General features: G+C 33.8%; 24 protein-coding genes, 1 pseudogene and 2 riboswitches. Of the genes and pseudogenes, 12 read left to right on the top strand and 13 right to left on the bottom strand.

The window, feature by feature from the left end; all coding sequences use genetic code 11:
- Positions 1 to 197 precede the first annotated feature (197 nt).
- Positions 198 to 1,604 (top strand): amino acid permease, encoded by a 1,407-nt coding sequence (locus B6K90_RS18125; protein WP_088014173.1) that lies wholly within the window; start codon positions 198 to 200, stop codon positions 1,602 to 1,604.
- Positions 1,605 to 1,892: 288 nt separating this feature from the next.
- Here the strand turns inward: B6K90_RS18125 and B6K90_RS18120 are convergent, their stop codons facing one another.
- Positions 1,893 to 2,162: a hypothetical protein gene (locus B6K90_RS18120; protein ID WP_088014172.1), complete on the bottom strand. Its 270-nt coding sequence runs from the start codon at positions 2,160 to 2,162 to the stop codon at positions 1,893 to 1,895.
- A 386-nt stretch (positions 2,163 to 2,548) separates the two neighbouring features.
- Between B6K90_RS18120 and B6K90_RS18115 the strand changes: the two genes are divergently transcribed.
- On the top strand, positions 2,549 to 2,680 hold the full coding sequence (locus B6K90_RS18115; RefSeq protein ID WP_088014171.1) for a YjcZ family sporulation protein: 132 nt from the start codon (positions 2,549 to 2,551) through the stop codon (positions 2,678 to 2,680).
- 182 nt (positions 2,681 to 2,862) lie between these two features.
- Positions 2,863 to 3,042, top strand: coding sequence for a small acid-soluble spore protein H (locus tag B6K90_RS18110; protein ID WP_088014170.1), 180 nt, complete (start codon positions 2,863 to 2,865; stop codon positions 3,040 to 3,042).
- Between the two features lie 63 nt (positions 3,043 to 3,105).
- On the opposite strand, the gene B6K90_RS23825 is transcribed toward B6K90_RS18110, so the two are convergent.
- Together B6K90_RS23825 and thiC are read right to left on the bottom strand one after the other, a co-directional pair.
- A complete protein-coding gene (locus B6K90_RS23825) occupies positions 3,106 to 3,276 on the bottom strand; it encodes a hypothetical protein (protein WP_167555419.1) in 171 nt (56 codons plus the stop codon).
- A 15-nt stretch (positions 3,277 to 3,291) separates the two neighbouring features.
- Positions 3,292 to 5,070: a phosphomethylpyrimidine synthase ThiC gene (thiC, locus tag B6K90_RS18105; protein ID WP_088014169.1), complete on the bottom strand. Its 1,779-nt coding sequence runs from the start codon at positions 5,068 to 5,070 to the stop codon at positions 3,292 to 3,294.
- Between the two features lie 137 nt (positions 5,071 to 5,207).
- Positions 5,208 to 5,322: riboswitch (TPP riboswitch) on the bottom strand.
- A 235-nt stretch (positions 5,323 to 5,557) separates the two neighbouring features.
- Positions 5,558 to 5,667: riboswitch (TPP riboswitch) on the top strand.
- A gap of 90 nt (positions 5,668 to 5,757) precedes the next feature.
- Here thiC and B6K90_RS18100 point away from each other — a divergent pair.
- From B6K90_RS18100 to B6K90_RS18080, 5 genes are read left to right on the top strand one after another with little or no spacing between them, the layout of a single operon-like run.
- On the top strand, positions 5,758 to 6,372 hold the full coding sequence (locus B6K90_RS18100) for a thiamine phosphate synthase (protein ID WP_088014168.1): 615 nt from the start codon (positions 5,758 to 5,760) through the stop codon (positions 6,370 to 6,372).
- A complete protein-coding gene (gene thiO / locus B6K90_RS18095; RefSeq protein WP_088014167.1) occupies positions 6,356 to 7,447 on the top strand; it encodes a glycine oxidase ThiO in 1,092 nt (363 codons plus the stop codon). The genes B6K90_RS18100 and thiO overlap by 17 nt, the downstream gene beginning before the upstream one ends.
- A 26-nt stretch (positions 7,448 to 7,473) precedes the next feature.
- On the top strand, positions 7,474 to 7,677 hold the full coding sequence (gene thiS / locus B6K90_RS18090) for a sulfur carrier protein ThiS (RefSeq protein ID WP_088014166.1): 204 nt from the start codon (positions 7,474 to 7,476) through the stop codon (positions 7,675 to 7,677).
- Between the two features lie 4 nt (positions 7,678 to 7,681).
- Positions 7,682 to 8,449, top strand: a complete 768-nt coding sequence (locus B6K90_RS18085; protein WP_088014165.1) for a thiazole synthase — start codon at positions 7,682 to 7,684, stop codon at positions 8,447 to 8,449.
- The gene (locus B6K90_RS18080; protein WP_088014164.1) at positions 8,446 to 9,453 is read left to right on the top strand and encodes a ThiF family adenylyltransferase; all 1,008 of its coding nucleotides are present in this window, start codon (positions 8,446 to 8,448) and stop codon (positions 9,451 to 9,453) included. The genes B6K90_RS18085 and B6K90_RS18080 overlap by 4 nt, the downstream gene beginning before the upstream one ends.
- 97 nt (positions 9,454 to 9,550) lie before the next feature.
- Here B6K90_RS18080 and B6K90_RS18075 read toward each other — a convergent pair whose 3' ends face one another.
- From B6K90_RS18075 to B6K90_RS18065, 3 genes are read right to left on the bottom strand one after another with little or no spacing between them, the layout of a single operon-like run.
- Complete coding sequence (locus tag B6K90_RS18075) at positions 9,551 to 10,717, bottom strand: Zn-dependent alcohol dehydrogenase (protein WP_088014163.1); 1,167 nt, start codon at positions 10,715 to 10,717, stop codon at positions 9,551 to 9,553.
- A 21-nt stretch (positions 10,718 to 10,738) separates the two neighbouring features.
- Positions 10,739 to 12,265: an aldehyde dehydrogenase family protein gene (locus B6K90_RS18070; RefSeq protein ID WP_088014162.1), complete on the bottom strand. Its 1,527-nt coding sequence runs from the start codon at positions 12,263 to 12,265 to the stop codon at positions 10,739 to 10,741.
- Positions 12,258 to 13,622 carry a lyase family protein gene (locus B6K90_RS18065; protein ID WP_235821842.1) on the bottom strand — a complete coding sequence of 455 codons (1,365 nt, stop codon included), beginning with the start codon at positions 13,620 to 13,622 and terminating at the stop codon, positions 12,258 to 12,260. The genes B6K90_RS18070 and B6K90_RS18065 overlap by 8 nt, the downstream gene beginning before the upstream one ends.
- Positions 13,623 to 13,897: 275 nt before the next feature.
- Here B6K90_RS18065 and B6K90_RS18060 point away from each other — a divergent pair, with 275 nt between their 5' ends.
- Both B6K90_RS18060 and B6K90_RS18055 read left to right on the top strand, forming a co-directional pair.
- On the top strand, positions 13,898 to 14,695 hold the full coding sequence (locus B6K90_RS18060; RefSeq protein ID WP_088014161.1) for an IclR family transcriptional regulator: 798 nt from the start codon (positions 13,898 to 13,900) through the stop codon (positions 14,693 to 14,695).
- 388 nt (positions 14,696 to 15,083) lie between these two features.
- Positions 15,084 to 16,451: an MFS transporter gene (locus B6K90_RS18055; RefSeq protein WP_088014160.1), complete on the top strand. Its 1,368-nt coding sequence runs from the start codon at positions 15,084 to 15,086 to the stop codon at positions 16,449 to 16,451.
- 78 nt (positions 16,452 to 16,529) lie between these two features.
- Here the strand turns inward: B6K90_RS18055 and B6K90_RS18050 are convergent, their stop codons facing one another.
- From B6K90_RS18050 to B6K90_RS18040, 3 genes are read right to left on the bottom strand one after another with little or no spacing between them, the layout of a single operon-like run.
- Complete coding sequence (locus B6K90_RS18050) at positions 16,530 to 16,730, bottom strand: cation transporter (protein ID WP_088014159.1); 201 nt, start codon at positions 16,728 to 16,730, stop codon at positions 16,530 to 16,532.
- 12 nt (positions 16,731 to 16,742) lie between these two features.
- On the bottom strand, positions 16,743 to 19,136 hold the full coding sequence (locus B6K90_RS18045) for a heavy metal translocating P-type ATPase (RefSeq protein WP_088014158.1): 2,394 nt from the start codon (positions 19,134 to 19,136) through the stop codon (positions 16,743 to 16,745).
- Between the two features lie 15 nt (positions 19,137 to 19,151).
- Entirely contained in the window at positions 19,152 to 19,451 is a 300-nt protein-coding gene (locus B6K90_RS18040; protein WP_088014157.1) for a metal-sensitive transcriptional regulator, read from the bottom strand.
- Positions 19,452 to 19,567: 116 nt separating this feature from the next.
- Between B6K90_RS18040 and B6K90_RS18035 the strand changes: the two genes are divergently transcribed.
- Entirely contained in the window at positions 19,568 to 20,119 is a 552-nt protein-coding gene (locus B6K90_RS18035) for a hypothetical protein (protein WP_088014156.1), read from the top strand.
- Between the two features lie 516 nt (positions 20,120 to 20,635).
- Here the strand turns inward: B6K90_RS18035 and B6K90_RS18030 are convergent.
- The 4 genes and pseudogenes from B6K90_RS18030 to B6K90_RS18015 form a co-directional block, all read right to left on the bottom strand.
- Positions 20,636 to 20,836, bottom strand: a pseudogene (locus B6K90_RS18030) (penicillin-binding protein); the annotation flags it as partial.
- Between the two features lie 166 nt (positions 20,837 to 21,002).
- On the bottom strand, positions 21,003 to 21,491 hold the full coding sequence (locus B6K90_RS18025) for a hypothetical protein (protein ID WP_088014154.1): 489 nt from the start codon (positions 21,489 to 21,491) through the stop codon (positions 21,003 to 21,005).
- A 183-nt stretch (positions 21,492 to 21,674) separates the two neighbouring features.
- A complete protein-coding gene (locus B6K90_RS18020) occupies positions 21,675 to 23,339 on the bottom strand; it encodes an acyl-CoA dehydrogenase family protein (RefSeq protein ID WP_088014153.1) in 1,665 nt (554 codons plus the stop codon).
- A gap of 31 nt (positions 23,340 to 23,370) precedes the next feature.
- The gene (locus B6K90_RS18015) at positions 23,371 to 23,748 is read right to left on the bottom strand and encodes a MerR family transcriptional regulator (RefSeq protein WP_088014152.1); all 378 of its coding nucleotides are present in this window, start codon (positions 23,746 to 23,748) and stop codon (positions 23,371 to 23,373) included.
- 251 nt (positions 23,749 to 23,999) lie between these two features.
- Between B6K90_RS18015 and poxB the strand changes: the two genes are divergently transcribed.
- Positions 24,000 to 25,736: a ubiquinone-dependent pyruvate dehydrogenase gene (gene poxB, locus B6K90_RS18010; RefSeq protein ID WP_088014151.1), complete on the top strand. Its 1,737-nt coding sequence runs from the start codon at positions 24,000 to 24,002 to the stop codon at positions 25,734 to 25,736.
- Positions 25,737 to 25,965: the final 229 nt, after the last annotated feature.

Raw genomic sequence — 25,965 nt, 5'->3', positions numbered from 1 at the left:
TTTGAAAAAAAAGTCGAAAAATTATTTGAATTTTTTTATAAGTGTGATATCATAAAAATCACTTAAGGAAGACAATCTATTATATTACTTCGGAGCTAATTGTCAGAATTTTCTATTTTTTAAGGTAAAATTAGAAAATAATAAACTTTCTAAATAGAAAATTAAAAAACTACCAAATAGGATTAGAGGAGGCTCATATGAATTTATTTCGAAAAAAATCAGTTACAAGTAGTTCGCCTAGTTCACTTAAACAAGTTCTAGGAGCGTTTGATCTTACAATGTTAGGTATCGGTGCCATCATCGGTACAGGTATATTCGTATTAACCGGCGTAGCAGCAGCTGATTACGCTGGTCCAGCACTTATTCTTTCATTTATTATCGCAGGTTTAGCTTGTACATTCGCTGCACTTTGTTACTCTGAATTTGCATCTATGATTCCAGAAGCTGGTAGTGCTTATACCTATAGTTATGTAGCTTTTGGTGAAATCATCGCTTGGATATTAGGTTGGGATATGGTATTAGAATATGGACTAGCATCTTCAGCAGTAGCTAGTGGATGGTCTGGATACTTCCAAAGTTTATTACATGGTTTTGGAATAAACCTTCCTACAGCTTTTACAAGTGCATTTGATCCGTCTAAACACACTTATATTGATTTACCGGCAGTAATCATTGTTTTACTAGTAACTTTAATTCTTACTAGAGGTGTTAAAGAATCAGCAAAACTTAACACTATAATGGTAATTGTAAAATTAGCAGTAGTAGCACTTTTCATCGTAGTTGGTGTTTGGTATGTTGAACCATCTAACTGGACTCCATTTATGCCAATGGGATTCCATGGTGTAACAGCTGGTGCTGCAGTAGTAGTATTTGCTTACTTTGGATTTGATGCAGTATCAACTGCAGCTGAGGAAGTTAAAAATCCTCAACGCAACTTACCAATCGGTATTATTTCTGCTTTAACAATTTGTACTGTCTTATATATTGTCGTTTCATTAATTCTTACTGGTATCGTACCATTTGATCAATTAGGTGTTAAAGACCCTGTTGCTTTCGCACTAGCATTTATTCACCAAGATTGGGCTGCTGGATTCATTTCACTTGGCGCAATCATCGGTATTACAACTGTATTAATCGTAATGATGTTTGGACAAACTCGTCTATTCTACGCAATTAGTAAAGACGGTTTATTACCAGGTAAATTATCAAAAGTTAATAAGAAAACTCAAGTTCCTGTAACAAGCACTTGGGTAACTGGCGGACTAGTTGCTTTATTCGCTGGGTTAATTCCATTAAACAAATTAGCTGAATTAACAAATATCGGTACTCTATTCGCTTTCTCTGCTGTTTCTCTTGGTATTCTTGTATTAAGAAAAACTCGTCCAGAATTAAAGCGCGGATTCAAAACTCCTTGGGTACCTGTAGTACCAGTATTAGCTGTTGTATTCTGTGTATATTTAATGCTACAACTTTCATCATTTACATGGAAAGGTTTCGTAGTTTGGTTAGTAGTCGGTTTAGTAATTTATGTAGCTTACGGATATAGAAATTCTAAACTAAACGGTAAAAACAAGATTGATAAGGATACAAATCAAACTGCATAAATAATGAAATCTCACTATAGAAACCTATAGTGGGATTTTTTATTGGTCGCATATTAATGGATCATAGTATCAATTGATTTTAAGAAAATTTATTCTTATTAGAGAACAAGAAGTAACTTCGCATCAGTACTACATAGTCTCCGTAGTAATTGCACTATTTTTATTAATTATACCAACCCCATAAGTTTTTGTAACTTGGGGGAATTTCACTTGTTTCTACATTTTTTTCTTATGTAACGAAACGACCATTCTGTTGGAAATCAAATTTTTTTTCATAACTAAAGCTAATTATACTGGATTGTTATCTTTTGGAAGTGAAATTGCTGTTTCTATTACGATATCATTTTTTAATTTAACTGCAATTGTACCTAACCACTTATCTGTCGGTTGCATTTGTTCATTACAAGTAAAATATCGAATATGAATGGCTGATACTGTATTTTTACTAATAACATGACAAGCAAGTAAATTACTTAGTTTTCTAATCGCTACTTCTCTTTTTGTACCAATAATTTCTTTCTTGATAAATGATTCATAGTAATTTTTTAATGGAAACATTTCATTACCTCCCATATTATATTGCTCTTCATAATTGTTTGAAAATCTGCGTAGGAAATTTCCACTCACATAATTGTTTGTTCTCTTCATCTAATTTTTTTATTCTACATTTAAAAGGGTCAATGGTCTCATTTTAATTATTGTCCCCCTCTCTCGTTTAATTTTGCTTTTGAGTAGGATCGTTTTATTGTTATAAGCGTAATATAAAATAATTCATTAATAAAACTTACGCCTAGGTATAAGCCTAATTACATTATAGACTAGTTTCATAGTTGGCAAAAAAACATACGATACATTATCCACCTCTCCTAATTGAAATTTCTCAATTAGTTACATGACCCTAAGGGAGGTTATCCCTTAAATATCGTATGAAGGAGGTCACATGTATGAGTACTGGACATCACGGACATCACCTTAACGGTTTTGCTTTAATCGTAGTTCTGTTTATCTTATTAATCATTGTTGGAGCAGCTTGCTGGTCTGGATATGACGGATATGGATATGGACATCACTGGTAATTAATTAAAAACTATGAAACTCCTGTTAAATTTAACAGGAGTTTTTTTATTATGTTTAGAAGCTTGAGCTTTTTTAGAATGAATTGTATTTTGCTTTATAAGATGAATTTTAAATGAATACCTAACCACACGACGGTTAATAATATGTTAAGTTTCTATTTTTAATTTAGAGGAGGTTACGTATGAATAAACAACGAGCTCAAGAAATTGCTTCTTCAGCTGTGATGGCTAATGTGACTTATAATGGAGTGCCAATTTATATTCAACATGTTGATGAAACAAATGAAACTGCTAGAATCTATCCGCTAGGTCAACCAGAGCAAGAGGAAGAAGTTTCAATCAATAGCTTGTCAGAACATTAATTCTTGAATAACAAAAAACAAACCTCTTAGTTTTGAGGTTTGTTTTTCAATTGTTTCTCTATATTACCAAGACAAGCTTTCGATTAAATTGCATTTAAGGCATTCTTGTATCGTATCTTTCTTTTGGAAATCATGTACACATTTTTTTTGAATTGCGTTCAGTTCAACTTTTAACTGATGCATATTTCTTTCCAAATTCTTTATTTCTTTTATGATTTCTTCTACCCTATTCATATAAGGCTCACACCCTTATTGATAGATTTCTCCGCCTTGTTTTCTAAATTCAAGTGCTTTTTCTTTCATTCCTTCTTCAATGATTGATTCATTTTGAAGTTCTTCTTGTTTTACTAAATCTCGAATATCATGTGAGATTCTCATACTACAGAATTTTGGACCACACATTGAACAAAAATGTGCTGTTTTAGCTCCTTCAGCAGGTAATGTTTCATCGTGATATTCAACTGCTCTTTCAGGATCAAGAGAAAGATTAAACTGATCACGCCATCTAAATTCAAATCTAGCTTTTGATAGTGCATCATCTCTTTTTTGTGCACCAGGGTGCCCTTTTGCTAAGTCAGCTGCATGCGCTGCTATTTTGTATGTAATAACTCCTACCCTTACATCTTCTTTATTTGGAAGACCTAAATGCTCTTTTGGAGTTACATAACAAAGCATTGCAGTACCAAACCAACCAATCATTGCTGCACCGATAGCTGACGTAATATGATCGTATCCAGGTGCAATATCAGTCGTTAACGGTCCTAATGTATAAAATGGCGCTTCCTGACAAATTTCTAATTGTTTATCCATATTCTCTTTAATTAAGTGCATTGGAACATGTCCCGGTCCTTCAATCATAACTTGAACATCATGCTTCCATGCAATTTTCGTTAACTCACCTAATGTTTCTAACTCAGAAAATTGTGCTTCGTCATTCGCATCTGCGATTGAGCCAGGTCGTAATCCATCTCCTAGGGAGAATGTTACGTCATAACGCTTCATAATTTCACAAATTTCTTCAAAATGAGTATATAAAAAATTCTCTTTATGGTGAGCTAAACACCACTGAGCCAAAATAGATCCACCTCGAGATACAATTCCTGTCACTCGTTTTGCTGTTAATGGAATATAGCGTAATAATACACCTGCGTGAATCGTAAAGTAGTCTACCCCTTGTTCCGCTTGCTCGATTAGCGTATCTCTAAACACTTCCCAAGTTAAATCTTCCGCAATTCCATTAACTTTTTCAAGAGCTTGATAAATCGGAACTGTTCCTACTGGTACCGGCGAGTTTCGGATAATCCATTCACGTGTTGTATGAATATTCTTACCAGTAGACAGATCCATCATCGTATCCGCTCCCCAACGGGTAGCCCATGTCATTTTTTCTACTTCTTCTTCAATTGAAGACGTAACGGCTGAGTTACCTATATTGGCGTTTATTTTAACATGAAAATTACGACCGATGATCATTGGCTCACTTTCGGGGTGATTAATATTCGATGGAATGACAGCCCTTCCTTTTGCAACCTCATCACGAACAAATTCAGCTGAAACATTCTCTCGAATCGCAATAAATTCCATTTCAGGAGTAATAATCCCTTTACGAGCATAATGCATTTGAGTAATATTTCCATGATCCTTTGCACGTAACGGTTTTCTTTTTAACCCTTTAAAGACTTCAACATTATGTTGATCTGACTCTTTTCTATATCCATTATCTTCAGGCTTTATTTCACGCCCTTCATACTCTTCAACATCATTTCGTTCGATCACCCAGTTTTGTCTGATCGGCTTAAGTCCCATTCGAATATCAACTGAGCTAGCTGAATCTGTGTATGGTCCACTAGTGTCATATACTCTAACTGGAGCATTTTCTTCTTCGCCAAAAGTGCCAGTTGTTGGACTTAATTGAATCTCACGCATTGGCACCTTAATGTCCGGTCTAGATCCTTCAACATAAACTTTCTTACTTCCTGAAAAACTAGACATGATGGAAAAATTCATTTCATTTACAGAATTGTTCATTTGATTTCATTCCCCTTTTTAATTAGTTTAAAAAGGACGAAATCCAATTCATTTAAAGCATGAAAAAAAGCCAGAATCTTATTTTTAAGACCTGGCTAAATGTTAGTAAAACTACATTAACAATTAAGAAATCATTAATGAGAAATTTCTAACTTCCCCACGCTGGTATGAACCAGATCAGGTCCTGAGGGTTAAGGAAATTAATTTCGTTCCTCTCTCAGCCCAACTAATTGGACACCCCTAGTCAATCTATTAAATTGTTCAAACTAAATATAAACCCTCCATTTTAAAATGTAAATGTTTTTATTTCCCTAAATTTTTACAGAAATTCTAAATTTAAAAAATTATGAGCATTTCTATACTCTTAAAAACACTTGATTTCACTATACTTCAAGCCCAATTTCTGGTAAAAAATTAGACTAGTAAAAATAAATTTAGTATTGAATATTATTTTTTATATGCTATGCTAAGATTAATTTTCATACATATTCATCACTAGGGGATCCCTTGATAAGGGCTGAGAATAAAGTAGTTACTTTTAAACCCTCAAAACCTGAACAGGCTAGTACCTGCGTAGGAAAGTGGCGCATTTATATTTTTTCTCTCGTGTGCAATGTAACCACTTTCTTTTTTTAGGAAAGTGGTTTTTTCGTATGAAAAAATTTTGCTAATGAAAGAGGCTGGGAAATGGAACTTATCGCAATTACAGATGATCAGCACTCAGTCGAAGTACTTGCTACAAAAATAATTCAAATAATCGATGCAGTCGACTATGTCCATATTCGCGAAAAATCGAAAAAGGCAATAGAGATAATATCACTCTTAAATCTACTAAAAATAAACAAAGTAGATATGAAAAAAATTGTTTTAAATGACCGTTTAGATCTAGCAATTTTCTCAAATCTATCAAATATACACTTACCAGGACATGGTCTTCCTCTTGTTGATGTAAAAGAATATTTTCCTAATTTACGAGTAGGAAAATCGGTCCATTCACTTACTGAAGCAATACAGGCAGAAAATGATAAAGCTGACTATGTTATGTACGGTCATTGTTTTGAAACAAAGTGTAAAAATGGATTAACACCGAATGGGATAGAAGTAATTCCAGAAATGAAAAAAACGTTAACGATACCAATCTATGCAGTCGGTGGAATATTACCTGAACATATCCATGTTTTAAAGAAGAATAACATTGATGGCATAGCTGTAATGTCTGGAATATTTTCTGCTCGAAATCCTCTAGAAGCTGCTCTGCAATATTTGGAAAGGTGCAAATTCACTTATGAACAAGAGATTTGATGCTGTAGTAATTGGAGGTGGAATAATCGGTTGTTCCATTGCTTATTATCTAGCTAAAGAAAACATTAATGTTGCAGTTCTTGAGGGACAACAAGTTGGACAGAAAACAACAAAGGCAGCTGCTGGAATGCTTGGCGCTCATTCCGAGTGGGATCATTCTGAGTCTTTTTTTACTTTTGCTAGAAACAGTCAATTAACTTATTTTCACCTCCAAGAAGAATTAAAAGAATTATGTGGTATTGATATTGAACTTAAAAAAGGTGGCATTTTCAAATTAGCTTATACAGATTTAGAAAAAAAACAATTAACTCCACTACTCACTCAAACTTCAACACTTTGGTATAACCAAGAGGAGTTAAAAAAACATATTCCTGGCGTCCATCCGAACATAATTGGAGCAGCTTATATTGAAGACGACGTAAATGTTTTGCCTGTTTCTGTCTGTAATGCATTTTGCAAAAGTGCTCAAATTTTAGGTGCATCTATTTTTGAATATACACATGTATTTCAGATTCAAAAAAATGATTCACATTATTTAATTAAAACAACAAACGGCAATTTTGAAGCTAAAACCATTGTAGTTGCAAGTGGCGTTTGGAGTAATTCCTTATTTTGTCAACTTGGATTACATCATGAAATTATTCCTGTTAAAGGTGAATGCATCTCGGTCAAAAGTGAAAAGGTTGCATTAAAGCATACTCTTTTTCATGAACAGAATTATATTGTTCCAAGGAATGACGGCCGCCTTGTCATCGGAGCTACGATGGTCGATAACGAATGGAATGAGAACCCTAGCTTAGGGGGAATTGAGTCGTTAATACAAAGCGCTAAACAAATGCTACCCGAAATTGAAGACATGAAAATTGATTCATTTTGGGCAGGATTACGACCACGAACACTCGACTATAACCCTTTTATTGGAGTTCATCCTGAAGATGATCAGATTTTATTTGCGACCGGACATTTTCGAAATGGAATTTTGCTTGCACCAGCAACTGGTAAATTAATTCGAGATTTGATCCTTAAACGGAAAGTCGATCGTAACTGGATCGAAGCATTTAAAATCAATCGTTAATTTTTGCGTTTTGGAGGTGTAAACAGTTGGAAATAAGATTAAACGGAAAGATCCTCGACATTTCGAGCAAAATCTTTACTATTCAGGATCTGCTTAATGAATATCAATTAGAAAACCGAATTGTGATTGTCGAAGTTAATAAAGAAATTATTTATAAAGAACAGTATTCAATAACTCATCTCTCTAACGGAGATTCTGTAGAATTAATACATTTTGTAGGTGGAGGTTGATTTTATGTTAAAAGTAGGAAATCACACGTTTCAATCAAGATTATTATTAGGAACAGGGAAATACCCTTCATTTGAAGTCCAGAAAGAAGCAGTTGAAGTTTCGGAAGCTGAAATACTAACTTTTGCTGTTAGAAGAATGAATATTTTTGAGGAATCTCAACCAAATTTCCTTGAACAATTAAATTTGTCGAAATATAAATTATTGCCTAATACAGCTGGCGCCAAAACTGCTGAAGAAGCTGTTAGAATTGCAAGATTGGCTAAAGCGTCAGGCTTATGCGATATGATCAAGGTGGAAGTAATTGGGTGTAATAAATCATTATTACCTGATCCAATCGAAACATTGAAGGCATCAGAAATATTATTAAATGAAGGATTTATTGTACTACCTTATACTTCTGATGATGTTGTATTAGCAAGAAGATTAGAGGAACTTGGTGTTCATGCAATTATGCCAGGTGCATCTCCAATTGGATCCGGAAAAGGAATTATTAATCCATTAAACCTTCAATTCATCATTGAGCAATCGAATGTACCCGTCATAGTAGATGCTGGAATCGGCTCACCTAAAGATGCAGCTTTTGCAATGGAGTTAGGTGCTGATGGTGTCCTTTTAAATACTGCAGTGTCTAACGCGAAAGATCCTGTAAAAATGGCAGTTGCGATGAAACTTGCTATTGAAGCAGGAAGACTAGGATTTGAAGCAGGAAGAATTGAAGAAAAAAATTATGGTGAGGCTAGTAGTCCAATTACAGGGTTGGTGAATTCTTGACAAACCGATATGCAAAGCAAGAATTATTTTTAGGGAAAGACAGTCAATCAAGTATACAAAATGCCAGTGTCATTATTATCGGGGTTGGTGCACTAGGCTCATCAATTGCAGAAATGCTTGTAAGAGCCGGCATAGGAAATATCACAATTGTAGACCGTGATTACGTTGAATGGAGTAATTTACAAAGGCAATCTCTTTATACGGAAGAGGATGCCAGAAATAAACTGCCAAAGGTAATTGCGGCTAAAAATCGACTTCAACAAATTAATAGTGAAGTATCGATTACTAGTCTAATAACAGATATTACTAGCCTTAACATTGAAGAACTGATTAAAGATCAAACGGTTATACTAGATGCAACAGATAATTTTGAAACTAGAATGGTTGTGAATGATGCAGCTATTAAGCACGGGATTCCTTTTATTTTTGGTGCGGTTGTTGGAAGTTATGGCCTCTCATTTCCAATTATTCCAGGAAAAACTCCTTGCCTGAACTGTTTATTAAATCATATACCAACTTTAAATATGACTTGTGATACTGTAGGAGTAATTAGTCCAATTGTGCAAATGATTGCTGCCTACCAAGTAACTTATGCCCTTCAATATCTTACTAACTATGAACTTTCACCAATCTTACAATCGATTGATGTATGGAAGTATGAAAAGTCTGATATAAACATCGAAAAATTAAAAAATAATAATTGTCCAACATGTGGCTCAATAAGAAGTTATCCATTTTTAAGAGATGATGACCACATGAAGTCATATGTATTATGTGGAAGAGATGCAGTCCAATTAAGAGTATCCTCGTCTAAATTTCCAACACTAACTAACCTATCTGGAAAATTACAAGGGTTAGTAAATGATTTGATTGTAAATCCATATTTATTGTCATGTACTTATGAAGAGCATCGCATTGTTTTATTTAAAGATGGTCGAGCAATTATTCACGGTACAAAGGAACCGTCTGTTGCTAAAGAACTCTATCGCAAAGTCTTAGGTTGAATAATTGCTTAATTATTTAAAAAATAAAAAAAACCCCTTTCTAAGACTACTAATCTATTAGTCTTAGAAGGGGGCTTATATAATTAGTTTCTATAAATTAATTAGCCTCTTTGCCTACAGAACTTGCTAAAGATAGATTAGGCTCTTCATTAATTGGAAACTCAATAACTGTTCTTCCAACATTAATACAGCAACTATCATGGAAGGAATCAAATGCTGAATTAATATCATCTAACTTAATTCGATCTAAAACTAAGTCATCAAGATTAAATTTTCCATCTAAATACAACTTAGAGATAATTGGGAAGTCTCTAAAAGGTTGAGTATCACCGTAAAAACTTCCTTTCAGAATCTTACCAACACGGTGAAACCCACCAGCTGGTAAATTAAGTACCTTAGAAGGGTTAAAAGCACCAACTACTACTACAGTTCCACCTTTTCTTGTTCCTTTCCAAGCACTCTCAGCAGCGTTTGTATTACCAGTACAATCAATCGCATAGTTAACGCCAAATCCACCTGTTAATTCTTTTAGTTTTTCTTCAGCATTTTCGCAAGCTACATTGACTGTATGTGTTGCTCCAAACTTTTTTGCAATTTCAAGATTAGAGTCTTTTACATCACAAGCTATGATTTTAGATGCCCCAGCAATCTTTGCCCCTTGAATGGCATTAACTCCCACTCCACCAATTCCGAAAACAGCTACAGCTGAACCAGGCTTTACACCAGCAGCATTGACAGCTGCACCATAACCAGTTGCAACCCCACAACCAATTAATGATGCTTGAGCAAGTGGCATTTCATCAGGAATTTTTACACATGACATTTCTGGGACAACAGTGTATTCAGCAAAAGTAGATAATAGAGAATTATGGTATACTTTTTCTCCATTACAGCTCAACCTGGAAGTCCCATCAAGCAATGTGCCATCAAACATAGGTCCAAAAGCTGATTCACATAAATGAACTTCTCCTGTTATACAAAACTCACATGTTCCACAATATGGAACCCAACTTAAAGCTACTTTATCTCCAGGTTTTACATTTTTTACATTTGGACCAACAGCTTCCACAATCCCTGCACCTTCATGCCCAAGAATAGTTGGTATAGGTGTTGTTTCATCATCTAATGCATTTAGATCACTATGGCAAACACCAGTTGCTACTATTTTAACAAGTACTTCATTTGCTTTAGGCTCTGCTAGTTCAACCTCTTTAATAATAAGTGGTTCACTATGTCCGGTCATTACTGCTGCTTTCATTTTCATCTTATTTTTCACCCTTCTATATTAGTAAGCAAACCAAATTGCTTTTGTTTTTGTGTAAGATTGTAATGAATGAATGGCATATTCCTTACCCCAGCCACTTTGTTTCCATCCACCAAACGGACTTGCAAAATCATAACATCCATACTTATTAACAAATACCATTCCAGCCTCTAATTTTTTAGCCACGCGATTCGCGCGAGAAACATCATTTGTCCATAGACCGGCAGCTAAACCATAAATTGTGTCATTTGCCATTTCAATTACTTCTTCTTCCGTGTCGAACGGAATGACGCAAAGAACTGGTCCAAAAATTTCTTCTTGTGCAATCGTCATTTTATTATGTACGTCTGCAAAAATAGTTGGGCGAACAAAATATCCGTTTACATTTTCACCAGTTAGATCCCTTTCTCCACCAGCTGCCAGACGGGCGCCTTCTTCTATTCCGCTTTTAATATAATTTAAAATACTTTCCATATGAGCTTCTGAAATTTGAGCACCTTGATTTGATTCTGGATCGAATTGATCCCCTAATTTATAATTATTTGCATATTCAGCTAAGCGGCTAACTGCTTTTTCATAAATATCACGTTGAACAAATAATCTTGTTGGTGCAGAACATTTCTCACCTTTATGAGTAAATAATCCATAGAATGAACGTTCAATAGCTGCATCCACATCTGGAGCATCGCTGAAAATAATGTTTGGAGACTTTCCTCCAAGCTCAAGTGTAACCGGCTTAAGATTTGAATCTGCAGAATCGTGAACAAGCTGCTTTCCAACACCTGTACTACCTGTAAAGGAAACTTTATCAACACCCATATGTCGAGAAATAAATGAACCTATTTTCCCTTTACCAAGTATTAGATTAAGTACACCAGGAGGTAAAATATTTGCCTCATGTATTATTTCAAATAGTCTAATAGCAGAAAAAGATGTCGTACTAGATGGTTTTAAGATTACTGTATTTCCCATAGCTAGAGCTGGCGCAAGCTTCCATGCAGCCATATCGATTGGAAAGTTAAATGGTACAATTTGACCGCAGACACCAATTGGGTCTCTTGTTGTTACACTCAAAAAGTCGCCTTCAACTGGATTATTTTCACCATAATATTTATCAGTCCAACCAGCATAATATTCGAACATTTCTAATGCCTCTTGAACGTCATCGTTATATGCCTCTGTGTATAGTTTTCCGTTATCAAGCGCTTCTAAAGTAGCTAATTCTGCCTGATGCTCTTTCATTAGCTCACTAATTTTGCGCAAAATTTTAGCTCTTTCTTTACGAGTTACTTTACGCCATGGACCGTTATCAAAAGCAACACGCGCGGCCTCAACCGCTTTATCAATGTCTTCTTTTGTTGCACCTTGAATTTTTCCGATTACTTGTCCGTTTGCTGGATTAATCGATTCAATGTCTTCTTCACTACTGCTATCTACCCATTCACCATTGATATATAATTTCTTTGCTTCAAGTAACCACTCTTTCGCCCATTCCAATTTTGGCTGATCGATACCTTCAAAATGTTTTTTATTCTCTAATTTAGTCAATTTCAAATCCTCCTCTATTTAATAATTCCTTCACACCATTCTTACCTTTTTCTGTCATTAATTTTGAAACAATCGAATATCCATGCTTCTCCTTTAATTCAACTACAGAAGGAATTAAACTATTTGCGTACTCTTTACATTTTTCTTTATTTACCTTTATATCTTCTAAACACTTTTCGCTAAATAAGATCAGTGACTTTTCTAGCATTTTCATAGCATCTATAATATTTGCTCCAGCTGCACCTTCAAAAATATTTAAATTTAATTCGCCATGCTCTAAAGTTGCCTGTACAACTCTGTCACAGCCTAAAACTTGAAAACAGCTTTGGATCAACGTTTCAGGTATTACAGGATTTACTTTTCCTGGGAAGAAAGATGAACCAGCCATTACAGATGGTAAAATGATTTCAGAAAAACCAGCTTCTGGACCAGAAGATAAAAGTCTTAAATCTTTTCCCATTTTGATTAAACAAGTTGCAAGTAATGCTAATTGATTCGAAACATTTGCTAGATCGTCTATGTTTTGTGCAGCATCAATTAAATTTCCTCGCTTTTGAAGCTGACATCCAGTTATTTTTGAAAGATTATGAATAATTAAGTCCTGGTATGCTTTTGATGCTCCAGTACCAGTACCAATTACAGTGCCACCTAAGTTCACTTTTTTCAATTCCATAACACTCTGTTCAAGTAACTGATGTCTTCTAGATAACATATCAGCATATCCACTAATAAAATCTCCTAATTGAATCCTCATCGCATCTTGTAAACATGTTCTTGAAATTGTGGTTATTTCTCTAAATGATTCGACCATCTCCTCGATCTTAGTTTGAACTTTTCTTAAAACTAAATCGAGTCGTGCAAACTCCTTAACAACTGCAAGTCTCATGGCGGTGTGACAAACATCAGAGGTTGATTGAGAAGCATTCACATCATCGTTTGGATGAATAGGTGAATAATTTCCTCGATTTCCTCCATTTAATTCATTGGCTATATTTGCAATGACTTCGTTAATGTTCATATTTGTACCAATTCCTCCTCCGCCATGGAGTATATCAACTGGAAATTGATCCAAATGTCTACCAGAAATTATTTCTTCACAGGCTTTTAGAATAAATAATCCTACAGACTCTTCTAATACACCTGTTTCTATATTGGTAATTGCAGCAGCTTTCTTAACCAATGCAAGAGATTCGATATACTTTGGATATTGACTTAGAGTTTTTCCAGAGAATGAAAGATTTTGTACTGCTCGAACTGTTTGAATTCCATATAAGAACTGATGTGGTATTTCTACAGTTCCAAATGAATCAACTTCTTTTCGTTTTTTCTGGTTCTCAATGACACTAATGAAAATCACCACCTTTTTTAAATTGAAAACGTTTAAATAATTTTCTATTAAAACCGTTTGACGCTATTCCAATCTTCTCATGGCTTTCAATAACTATAAAGAAGAGCCATTAATTAGAAAGTCTGAATATATAGTTTGTTCATAATGCGAACAACAAAGTTCATATTAAGAACTTTAAATAGATTATAAAACTGAAAAATTATCTATGTCAAATAAATAATTAAATTTTTAGAAATTTATTTATAATTGTTTTTTTAATATGTAATTAAGCTATAATGAGTATCATGAAGATAAATAGCGAAGTAAAAAACCAAAAAAATTCAAAGCAAGACCTTTCATCAGTACAAGCCGTTGATCGTGCACTTTTATTACTAAAAATCGTTGCTGACAGTGAAAACCCAATTTCTATAGGGAATCTCGCTGAAAAATCAGACATGAATCGAACAACAGCTTGGAGACTTATTGGAACTCTTGAGAACCATGGATTTGTAGAACGTGACCCTCAGACTAAGGGCTATCAGCTTGGTTATGCGGTTAATCATCTTGCGTCTAAAGTAACGCAATACGGTTCTCTTGTTCGACGTGCAAGTAAAAGTATGGAGAATTTGAAAGAGGAATTTCAGGAAACTGTTCTCTTAAGTGTTCCTAAACAAAATGGAACATTAACGATTGAACAAATTGATCCAGAAAACAGTGTTAGATTAGTCGTAGATTATGTTAATGCTTTTCTACCTTTACACTGTACTTCAAATGGAAAAATTCTATTAAGTCAGCTTCCGCCAAAAGAATTAGATATATATCTAGAAAAACCTTTGGAAAAATTGACTCCCTATACAATTACAGATCGTGAGCAGTTACGTAAGGAAATTAATAATGTTCGAGAAAGGGGATTTGGCACTTCGATTTGCGAACTAGATGAAAATGAAAATGGTATTTCCGCACCAGTTTATGACAAGTCTCAAAATCTTGTTGCGTTCATAAGTGTTTGTGGACCAAGTTTTCGTTTTACAAAAGAGAAAATGTTAGCATCAGTTGAGTTATTAATAAGTACTTGTCAACAGGTCACAAATTATCTTGATTAATCAAACTATAATATTTCTTATTAGACGAAAGGCATCTGAATTCCGATTCAGATGCCTTTTTATTTTGAACTTTAATAATTGAGTTTAGTTTTATAAATTAAAATTAGTCCACCTGATTGTTTTAAATTATCATCTTCAATAACATTTTTTCATCAAAATAAATCTCTGAAAATAGTTTGACAATTTTGTGAACTTTATTTTATACTCTTCATATATTTCATATAGTGAAAATATTTGTTCGTAATATGAACAAATCGTCTTGTTCACTCACTTTTTTCTTTTTATCTGAAAACGCTACCAATACATAAAGATATTTGCTTTTCTATAAAAAGAGTTAAAAGTATGCAATTAAAATCTACTATACTATTATTAATAAGGAGGAAACGAGATGAAAGAAAACCAATCGATAAGAATGGATGATGCACCACTTAACAAGTTTCACATTAAAATGGCTGGACTTACATTTGGAGCCCATTTTAATGACGGTTATATTCTTGGTATAATCGGAACAGCACTCACATTACTTACTCCCCAGATGCACCTTAACGCATTTTGGCTTGGATTAATCGGGAGCTCCGCTTTAATTGGGCTATTCTTAGGAAGTTTAGTACTTGGTTGGGTATCCGATATTATCGGCAGACAAAAAATATTTGTTCTAAGCTTTGTTCTTATTACAATTGCTTCGTTACTACAATTTTTCGTTGATAATCCAACACAGTTATTTATTCTTCGATTATTAATTGGGATTGGAATTGGTGGAGACTATAGCGTTGGTCATACAATGTTAGCTGAGTTCGCTCCCAAAAAACATCGTGGCGTATTATTAGGATCATTTAGTGTAATTTGGACTATTGGATATGTTGTATCTACTTTCGTAGGGCTTTGGATGCAAGATTTAGGGCCTGATGCTTGGCGTTGGATGCTAGCTTCTTCAACAATCCCATCTGTGATTATTTTGTTCCTACGAATCGGAACGCCAGAATCACCAAGATGGTTAATTAATAAAGGTCGTATTGATGAGGCAAGAGAAATAGCAAAAAAATATGTTGGTAAAAATATAGTTTTAGATAATGAAACCCCAATAAAAGAAGATAGTAACTTTTCTGTTTTATTTAGCAAAAAATATAGAAAGAGAACGGCATTTAATAGTCTTTTCTTTGCATGTCTAGTAATGCCTTACTTTGCAATCTATACTTTCCTTCCAAATATTTTAAGTATTATGGGCCTAAAGGAAGGCTTTGGAACAGATTTCTTATTAAATGTAATCCTAATCATTGGTGCAGTTTTAGGAATCTGGTTTACAATCATCTTTTCTCGTAGAGGTTTCTTAATTAGTTCTTTCATTATTCTTGTAGTATCCTTATTCGTACTAAGCGTTTCACCTAGCAGTGCAACAACATTAATGATTATAAGTTTTGCAATTTTCACATTAATTTTATCCGCTGTAAGTAATCTTGTAGGGGTTTTTCCAGCTGAGAGTTTCCCAACCGAAGTGAGATCATCAGGAGTTGGATTTGCTACCGCTATTAGCAGACTTGGATCAGCTATCAGTACATTCTTATTACCATTAAGCCTTTCACATTATGGCTTAAATCATACCATGCTAGCATTAACAGGAGTTTTAGTCGTTGGAACATTCGTTTCGATTGCATGGGCACCTGAAACCAAATACTTATCTCTTAACGATGCTAGTAAGACTGATGGTTTAAAAAAACCAAATAGTCATCCAGCAGATATTAAGCCGAATATTTTATAATACGATCAAATACAAAAAAGCAGGAAAACTTTAAAAGTTACCTGCTTTTTCCATTCAATGAATTAATCATTAAATCATTTATACGATATCGTAACCTTGATCCTCAATAGCCTCTTTCACTTTCTCAATTGTTTCAGCGTTTGAAGTATTGAATGTTACTTCTTTATTTTCCAAGCTTACGATAATATTATTTGTACCAGACACTCCCTCTACTGCTTTCATAACTGCAGCTTTGCAGTGTCCACAAGTCATACCTTCTACTTTTAAAATTGTTTCCATTACTAAATCCTCCTAAATTTTTATGCGCTTTAATCGTAATGCATTTAAGACTACCGATACAGAGCTAAATGCCATTGCAGCACCTGCAATCCAAGGCTGCAATAACCCTAAAGCTGCAATCGGTATACCTAAACTGTTATAAAATAACGCCCAAAATAAATTTTGGCGAATATTATTCATTGTTTTCTTACTTAAGCTAATAGCTTTTGGAATATGTGATAAGTCGCCACCTACTAGCGTAACATCCGCTGTTTCAATCGCTACATCTGCACCAGTACCAATCGCAATACCAATATCTGCTTTTGCAAGAGCTGGGGCATCATTAATCCCATCTCCAACCATCGCAACAATTTTCCCTTGTTTTTGCAGTTCAGCTACTATATCTGCTTTTTTCTCTGGTAAAACTTCAGCAAATACATTTTCAATCCCAACTTGATTTGCAATCGCCTGTGCTGTTTGTTTATTATCACCGGTTACCATAAAAACTTCTATTTTTAAATCCTTTAATGCTATTATCGCATTTCTTGATGATTCTTTAATTGTATCGGCTACAGCAATAACTCCTTCCAGCTTCCCGTCTATTGCTACTAACATTCCTGTCTTTCCAGCAGATTCAAATACGATTAATTGTTCATTTACTGAAGAAAAATCGATATTCTTTTCATTCATTAACTTTCTAGTACCGATATATACCTTTTTATTTTCAATCAAGGCTTCTACGCCATGTCCAGGAATTGCAATAAACTCTGTAAGATCAGTTAGTGGCAATTCCTGTTTAACAGCGTATTGAACAATTGCTTGTGCTAAAGGATGCTCTGACATTTTCTCTACACTCGCAACGAGCTTCAATAAATCCTCCCGATGATTTAAATTAATGATGTCTGTTACTTCAGGCTTTCCTTTTGTAACAGTACCTGTTTTATCAAGAATGATTGTATTAATTTTTTGTGTAGTTTCTAAAAATTCTCCGCCTTTGTATAAAATCCCATTTTCCGCACCTTTTCCACTTCCAACCATAATTGAAGTTGGCGTAGCAAGTCCTAAAGCACAAGGACACGCAATGACTAAAACAGCTATTGCTACTTCAATTGACTTAGGCAAATTTTGTGGATCAACTACAAAAAACCAAATGATAAATGTTAATATGGCTATGCCAATTACAATTGGAACAAATATATTTGAAATTCGATCTGCTAATCTTTGAATTGGAGCTTTTGAACCTTGTGCCTCTTCAACTATCCTCACAATATTTGCTAATGCGGTATCCTTACCAACCTTCTCAGCTCGTATTGTTAAAATACCATTTCCATTAACTGTTGCTCCAACAACTTTATCATCAGCCTTTTTATCAACTGGCAAAGACTCACCAGTAATCATTGATTCATCAACTGTAGATACTCCCGAAACAATGACACCATCGACAGGAATTTTCTCACCTGGTTTTACAAGTAGTAGATCTCCAACCTTTACAGCTTCCAATGGTACAAAGATTTCTTTTCCATTATCTAAAACTGTTGCTTCCTTTGCTTGTAATTCCATTAGTTTAGAAATTGCTTCAGTCGTTTTTCCTTTAGCTATATGCTCAAAATATTTTCCAAGTAAAACTAATGTTATTAATACTGCACTTGTCTCAAAATATAGATGTGGCATATACGAGCTATTATTTATTGTCTTAATCGACTCAACTAAGCTATAAAAATAAGCTGCCGAAGTTCCGAGTACGACGAGCACATCCATATTTGCACTATAATTTCGAATTGCTTTATATGCTCCAACATAAAAATGCCAACCTATAATAAACTGAACTGGAGTTGCAAACAAAAGTTGAAACCATGGATTCATTACTAAATGTGGCATCCATATATTTGTACTAAATGGCAGATGAGATACCATCGAATACAATAGTGGAAGTGATAGTAAGATTGAAACGATTAATTGAATCCGTTTGTTTCTTGTTGTATCTTTTTCTTTAACTACATTTTCGTCCTTTATAGTTGCAACATAACCGATGTGACTAATTTTATCTATTATGGATTGGACCGAGCGTACTTCAGGTAAATAAGATATCGTTGCTATATTCATAGCTAGATTAACATTAATTTGAACAACTCCATCCATTTTCCCTATTACTTTTTCGATTCGAGCTGAACAAGCAGCACAAGTCATTCCTTCAATATTTAACGTAATTTTTTCAACTGCAACCTCATATCCGATCGTATGGATTTTTTCTATTAAATCAGAAGTTTGATATTGTTCTTTATCATAGATAATAGTAGCTTTTTCTAATGCAAGGTTCACATTCGCTTTCAAGCCATCCATTCGATTTAAGCTTTTTTCGATTCGGGTTGCACATGCGGCGCAGGTCATACCCTCTATACCAAGGGTTAACTGCTTTGCATCATTCATTCTAATCAACCCCCTTTACTTTACGTAACGCTTAATAACCTCCATTAATTCGGTAACCGATGCTTCGCCATTGTTTTCTTTAACTGCTTTAACCATACAATGATTCGCATGTCTTTCAATTAATGAGAAACTTACCTTTTTCATAGCAGCTTCAACTGCCATAATTTGCGTCAAAATATCTATACAATATCGGTCCTCTTCGACCATTTTTTGAATACCTCTTACTTGCCCTTCTATTCTACGAAGACGTTTCATCAAATCGTTAATTTCGTCTTCACTTCTTGGAACCATTTGATCATCATGGCAATTTTCCATTTTATCACCTCACCATCATTATATACTCATAGGGGGTATAGGTGTCAATTTTTTATTCTATTTATTTTAAGTTGTCCATATGATGGTAAAAAGCGGATAGTTAGGGGGTATCAAATATGTTCATCAGTTGGGTATGTATTAGCATAATGCTTTTTATAACGCTCATTTCGATCCACCTCAAACCAACAAAAAATGATCAGATGCATCAAATGATGTATATGATGATGATCAGTATGACAGCTGGTTTAACAATAGGTGTGCTAATTACACTTTCCAATCAACAACAGTTTTTCCATTCCTTACTTATTTCAATGGGTGCCTCTGCGCTCCTTGGATTATGTATCGGCTTTAGATTACATTTCCTTGCACTACTCGAGGGGATCTTTACCGGAATGATGGCCGGTATGATGGGGAGTATGATTGTCGTCATGATTTCAATATCAGAAGCACAAGCTTTATTATTAATTTGTTTATTGTTATTAACTTGTTCAGTTATATTTTGCTCTACTATGTTTTTAAGTGAGCGCTTTCCAAAACTACTATCATCATTCTTTCCAGTAATTATTATTTCTAGCCTGTTGCTAATCTTAACTGTGTTTTATTCTTTTACTCATTTTGAAACTACTACTGTTTCTCAGAGCTATAAAATTAATGTGTTGAAAAAGTAGAACCAATAACTAAACTTCAAAATTAAAAGCCTTTATCATAATTACTACGTAATTGATGATAAAGGCTTTTCACGCTGTTTGAAAAACAACCTTGACTATTAAATTACCAAATTTTCGTAAAAGGGTAGAGTGATGTTAATTTCCACTACAAAAAAATAAAAAAACGACTTCAAAAAAAGAAGTCGCCTAAAAAAAAAAGAAAGAAAAATTATCAGTAAAAAGCTATCACATAAACCTTAAAATAAGCTTAATTTTATTCTACTGGATTTTAAAACTTAATCATACAGCATTATTTTTTAGGTTTTTTACATGTATTTCCCTTTATCACCAATCAAAATAGTTTATTGTTTATTTCAAGTTGAAAATTCCCTTACCAGTTTCCATATTTATAGGTAATGATGAATGTTACATGAAGGTTAGACTCGGAACCATCATTTGATAATCCTAGTTTAAATGCTGCTTCTTTGTCAGGATCATCGATTACTTTAACTAAACTCTCATCTTCTTTTGTTTAAAATAACTTTTTCTTGCAGATGCAATATTGAACTTAGATGTTTGTGTAACTGGTATAGCATTATCAGAATTACTATGAAAACCATTATAATTTTCTAGTACGATATTATTATCTTTAATGATTATTAGAGCTGAAGCAGAACTTCGATTTCGAACATTTATATCCTCTACCCAGTTTACTATTTCTTTGAATTTATCACTCATACTTTATCCACCTATACTTTTTTAAAATTTATAAATTCAACATTTAATTAGGATTTCCTTGGTTCAACTAATCTGCTATCGCACTATGTTAATTGATTAAGAAATGAATATAAAAAAGGGCAACCTTATTAGGTTCCCTAATCAAAAATGTGTAATATTAAATTCGTTAAGAACTTAAATAACCTCTGTTCTCTATGTGCTGTAACTTCATAGTAATTCTAGAAATTGTAAACCACATTGAAAGAAACATCAGTATTCCAAAAAAGTCAGAAACAATAATACTGCGACCTACAAATAAATGTTCATAATGAAATAGTGAAGTATTATAAATGGCAATAATAATTGATAGTACGGAAAAAGTAAGACTAAGTCTCTTCTTAAAGATTTTATAGAAAAAATAAAAAAATGTAGCATAAGCCCAAAACTGTGAAATAAACCAAGCATGTGATAGCCTTATCCCTGATTTAGTATGGAAATAAACTAAAACTAAAACTAATAAAATGATAAAGGCAATAATTGGAGCAAATTTCACAATATTAATCAGTCTAATAAAACGGTTATTTAATTTAACTGTCTTTGAATTTGATAAATCTTTTGCAACAGAATAATTAAAATAAATAAACACTAAACTACAAGTAAATATTAAAAACTGCATGAATTAAACACTCCCGCTTTTTTACATTAGCAATTAATAATATCATAAGATTGGTAAATTTTGTTAATATTATAATAACGTTTTTTGTAGCAGATTAATAGATAAAAAAGATAGTAGGAAAAAACCATCCTTACGATCCTTACTCTACTACAAATGTTTTTATTCTAAATTGTGTCTTTATCATCATTTATTAATCGAAACTTTATAGCCAACAATTTCATCAAAATACTTTAAATGAATTTGTTCTTTATTAATTTCATCTTTAAAATATCGTTCATGGATTATTACTTTTGCAATATACTCTTTTCGATTATGATCTTTCGCATCTTCAAGTGCAGTAGCTGCTTCAACTATATCTGCCATTTTGTTTGCTATTTTCTTAACATAATATGTTTGAGTATTAGCATCTAAAGTAAGCATATAATGAATGGTTTCATTTAATTCATCCAGTTTTTTCTTTATGATTTCACCTTCATTTACTAGTGTTTGAGGTATATCTAATAATTTTTCTTCAATGAATAATTTAAAGACTTTGTAACCATTCATTTTTTTAAACAATCTCAAAATCTCTAAACCTAAAATATTAGCTGTTCCTTCCCAAACTGTAAGTACTTGAGCATCTCTTAAAAGTCGAGGGGTAACAAAATCTTCAATATAACCATTTCCTCCGTGCATTTCAATAGCCTCATGGGAGAAATGAATCGCTTCCTCTGCTGTACGCATTTTTAAAATAGCAATTAAAAGTCGTACTAATGTTTGCTCTTCAATTGTTCCATTTTCTTTCCCAATTACTCGATCATATAAAGCAACTAAATTAAATACTGCACTTGTTTGTACTTCTTGAATGGATGCAAGTTTTGTTAATGTCTCTTGGATCATTGGGAATCTCGTTAATATTTGTCCAAATGCCGGTCTATTTTCAGCATATTTCTTCGCTTCCACATAGGCTCTTCTCATAATTCCAACAGACGCTACAGCATTACATATTCTAGATAAATTCAATGCTTCCATCATATAGTTAATTCCTCTAGAAGGATCTCCGATTAGAAATGCTTTCGCTCCATTAAACTCAACTTCTCCTGATGGCACCGCTCTTACACCTAGCTTATCTTTTAAGCGGCGAATCGTGAATCCGTTATTTGTATCATCATCATTCTTCCAAGGAACTAAAAATAAACTTAACCCTTTACTCCCAGAAGGAGCTCCCTCAATTCTTGCTAATATCGTTGTAATACCACACTGACCTGCATTACTAGCAAAATACTTTTCTCCATAAATACGATAGTAATCTCCTTCTTTAACTGCTTTAACGACATTGGCTCCAACATCTGAACCACCTTGTCTTTCAGTTAAAAAAGTTGCCCCCTCATATAATTCTGTTTCACCGGTCGATAATAAATGAGGTAAATATTTTTCTTTCAGTGCTTCATCTGCATATCTTTCAACTAAAAACGTAGCAGCCATTGATAATGTTACCGGACAATAAAAACCAGCTTCAGTTTGTGATAATAAATAACCTTGTGCATAAGAATAAATATAATTTCCCTTAATACCAAGTTCTGGTATTGGCCTATGGATATAGCTAACAACCCCTCTATTATAAGTGTCCTTTACAGTTTGCTTATAACCATCATTTACCCAAACATGTGAAATATCATTACCATAAGCATCATATTTAATTAAACGAGGTTGTCCTTCACGGTCAGTGTAAATTGCACGTTGATCAATTTCATTCGCACAAAGCTCTCCAAATTCCTCTAATTCTTTATTAGCCCATGCGAAAAAATCTTCATTAAAATATTTTCTTAAAATCATCTGTAGATTAAGATCTTCTTTATAAAAATTCATAAGGCCTTCCTCACCCTTTTTCGAAAGTATTTTATTCGATTTTTAATAAATTCAGCTCAAGCTTACTCTTCATTCTCATAATTTCTTCTTTTAATTGAATCAGATCGTTAATCTTTTTATCCAACTCTACAATCTTTTGATTTCCATATTCAATTGTTTTTTGTAATTGTTTTTCACCTGTTCGATCGATTGTAAATAAATCAATCATTTCTTTTATTTCTTGCAAATTAAAGCCTAAATTTTTACCCCTTTGAATTAAATAAAGACGTGTACGATCTTTATGAGAATACCTTCTTCTACCACTTTCAGTATAGGTAGGGTGTAATAATCCGATTTCCTCGTAATATCTAAGGGTTCTATGTGTCGTATTAAATTCATACGTCATCTCTCGAATCGAATAAAGCTTCAAAATTCCCTCCTCCTTCTAGTTATAGATTCATTATAAATCTTACGTAAACGTTAGTTTCAAGATAGATTCCTTCGACAAAAAATTCGAGGATAAGAGACTTTTTAAAGTATTTATTTCTTAATACCTCCTATTTTTCCTGCCTTTTTTTGGTATAACGTTTTGAATTTCTGCAAAGCATAAATTTATCTGTAGCCTAAGGCTTAATAAATTCAATTAGTTCCCTAATAATAGTGAGCTAGAAGGAGATTACAATGAGGAAAACAATTGCAGATTTACTGATTGATTCATTGATTCAGGCAGGAGTTACTAGAATTTATGGTATTGTTGGTGATTCTTTAAATGCTGTTTTAGATTCAATTAAAAACTCAAAAAGAATTGAATGGATCGGCGTTCGCCATGAGGAGGTTGCTGCTTTTGCTGCGGGTTCAGATTCTTTGTTAAGTGGAAGTATCGCAGTTTGTGCTGGAAGCAGTGGTCCAGGGAACCTACATCTAATTAATGGATTATACGATTGTCATCGGAGTCGTATTCCTGTGCTTGCGATTGCTGCACATATCCCAAGCATCGAAATTGGAAGCGAATATTTTCAACAAACTAAGCCCGAACAATTATTTAAAGAATGCAGTCACTTTTGTGAAACGGTATATAGAGCAGAACAAATGCCTCGCCTAGCAACGATTGCAATGCAACATGCAATCGCAAGAAAAGGTGTATCTGTACTTGTTTTACCTGGAGACATTGCTGCCTTAGAAGATCAACAAACTGTTCCAGAACAAGTTATTCATGTAACTAATCCACTGATCAGTCCATCTAAACCTGAATTGGAAAAACTGGCTGGCTTTCTTAATGATGGTAAGAAAGTGACATTACTTTGCGGAGCAGGCTGTGAAGGTGCTCATTCTCATTTAATGCTTCTTTGCGAAAAGTTAAAATCTCCAATGGTTATTGCGCTTAGAGGAAAAGAATTCCTAGAATACGATAATCCATACAATGCAGGATTAACCGGATTAATTGGATACTCATCAGGATATCACGCGATTATGGATTGCGATGTCTTGTTAATGCTTGGCACAGATTTTCCTTATCGACAATTTTATCCGGACGATACAGTTATTTTGCAAGTAGATATTCGAGCTGAGCATTTAGGTCGACGAGCTGCACTTACTTATGGACTATGTGGTGATGTAAAAGAGACCATTAGTCAGCTATTACCTCTCTTAACAGATGTAAAAGATTCAAGTCATTTAGAAAAGTACGTCTTGGCATACAAAAATGTACGTGAAGATTTAGATAAATTTGCTGTTGGAAAACCAGGTCGAAAACCGATCCACCCTCAATATTTAACTAAGGTTGTCAGTGATCTTGCAAACGAAGATGCTATATTTACTTGTGATGTTGGTACACCAACATTATGGTCTGCAAGATATTTACAAATGAATGGAAAGAGAAGATTACTTGGATCATTTAATCACGGAACAATGGCTAATGCCATGCCTCAAGCAATTGGTGCTCAAGTTTCGAAACCTGATCGCCAAGTTGTTGCAATGTGCGGAGATGGTGGATTGTCAATGTTAATGGGTGATTTATTAACAATACATCAGCATAAATTGCCTGTAAAAATAATTGTATTTAATAATAGTGCGCTAAGTTTCGTAGAATTGGAAATGAAAGCTGCTGGTTACTTAGAAACTGGTACAACTTTAGAAAACCCTAACTTTGCATCATTAGCTCAAGCGATGGGAATCGAAGGAATTCGAGTAGAAGACCCCGCTGATTTAGAATCCGCTGTACAACGAGCGTTTGAGCACAATGGACCGGCATTGATAGATGTTTTAGTAAACCGCCAGGAATTAGCAATGCCTCCTAAAGTAAGTATTGAACAAGCTCATGGATTTACACTATGGACATTGAAAGCTGTATTAAATGGTCATGCCAGTGATGTAATTGATCTTGCTAAGACTAATCTTTTAGATCGATTTCATCTATAATTAATGAACCCGTTCAATTTGAACGGGTTTTATTTATTTAGGAAATTGGAAATCAATATTCATACTCATAAAAGGTTCATGAGTCACTAAAATAGCTCGTTAATCAAAATTACTTACTCATAACAACTTCATGAGTCACTAAAATAGCTCGTTGTTCAAAAGTGCTTACTCATAACTGCTTCATGAGTTACTAAAATAGCTGGATATTCAAAATTACTTACTCATAATT

Source organism: Gottfriedia acidiceleris, assembly GCF_002128425.1.
Taxonomy (GTDB): Bacteria; Bacillota; Bacilli; order Bacillales; family Bacillaceae_G; genus Gottfriedia; species Gottfriedia acidiceleris.
The sequence above is the reverse complement of the archived record's forward strand: the minus strand, read 5'-3'. Positions and strand labels throughout refer to the sequence as shown.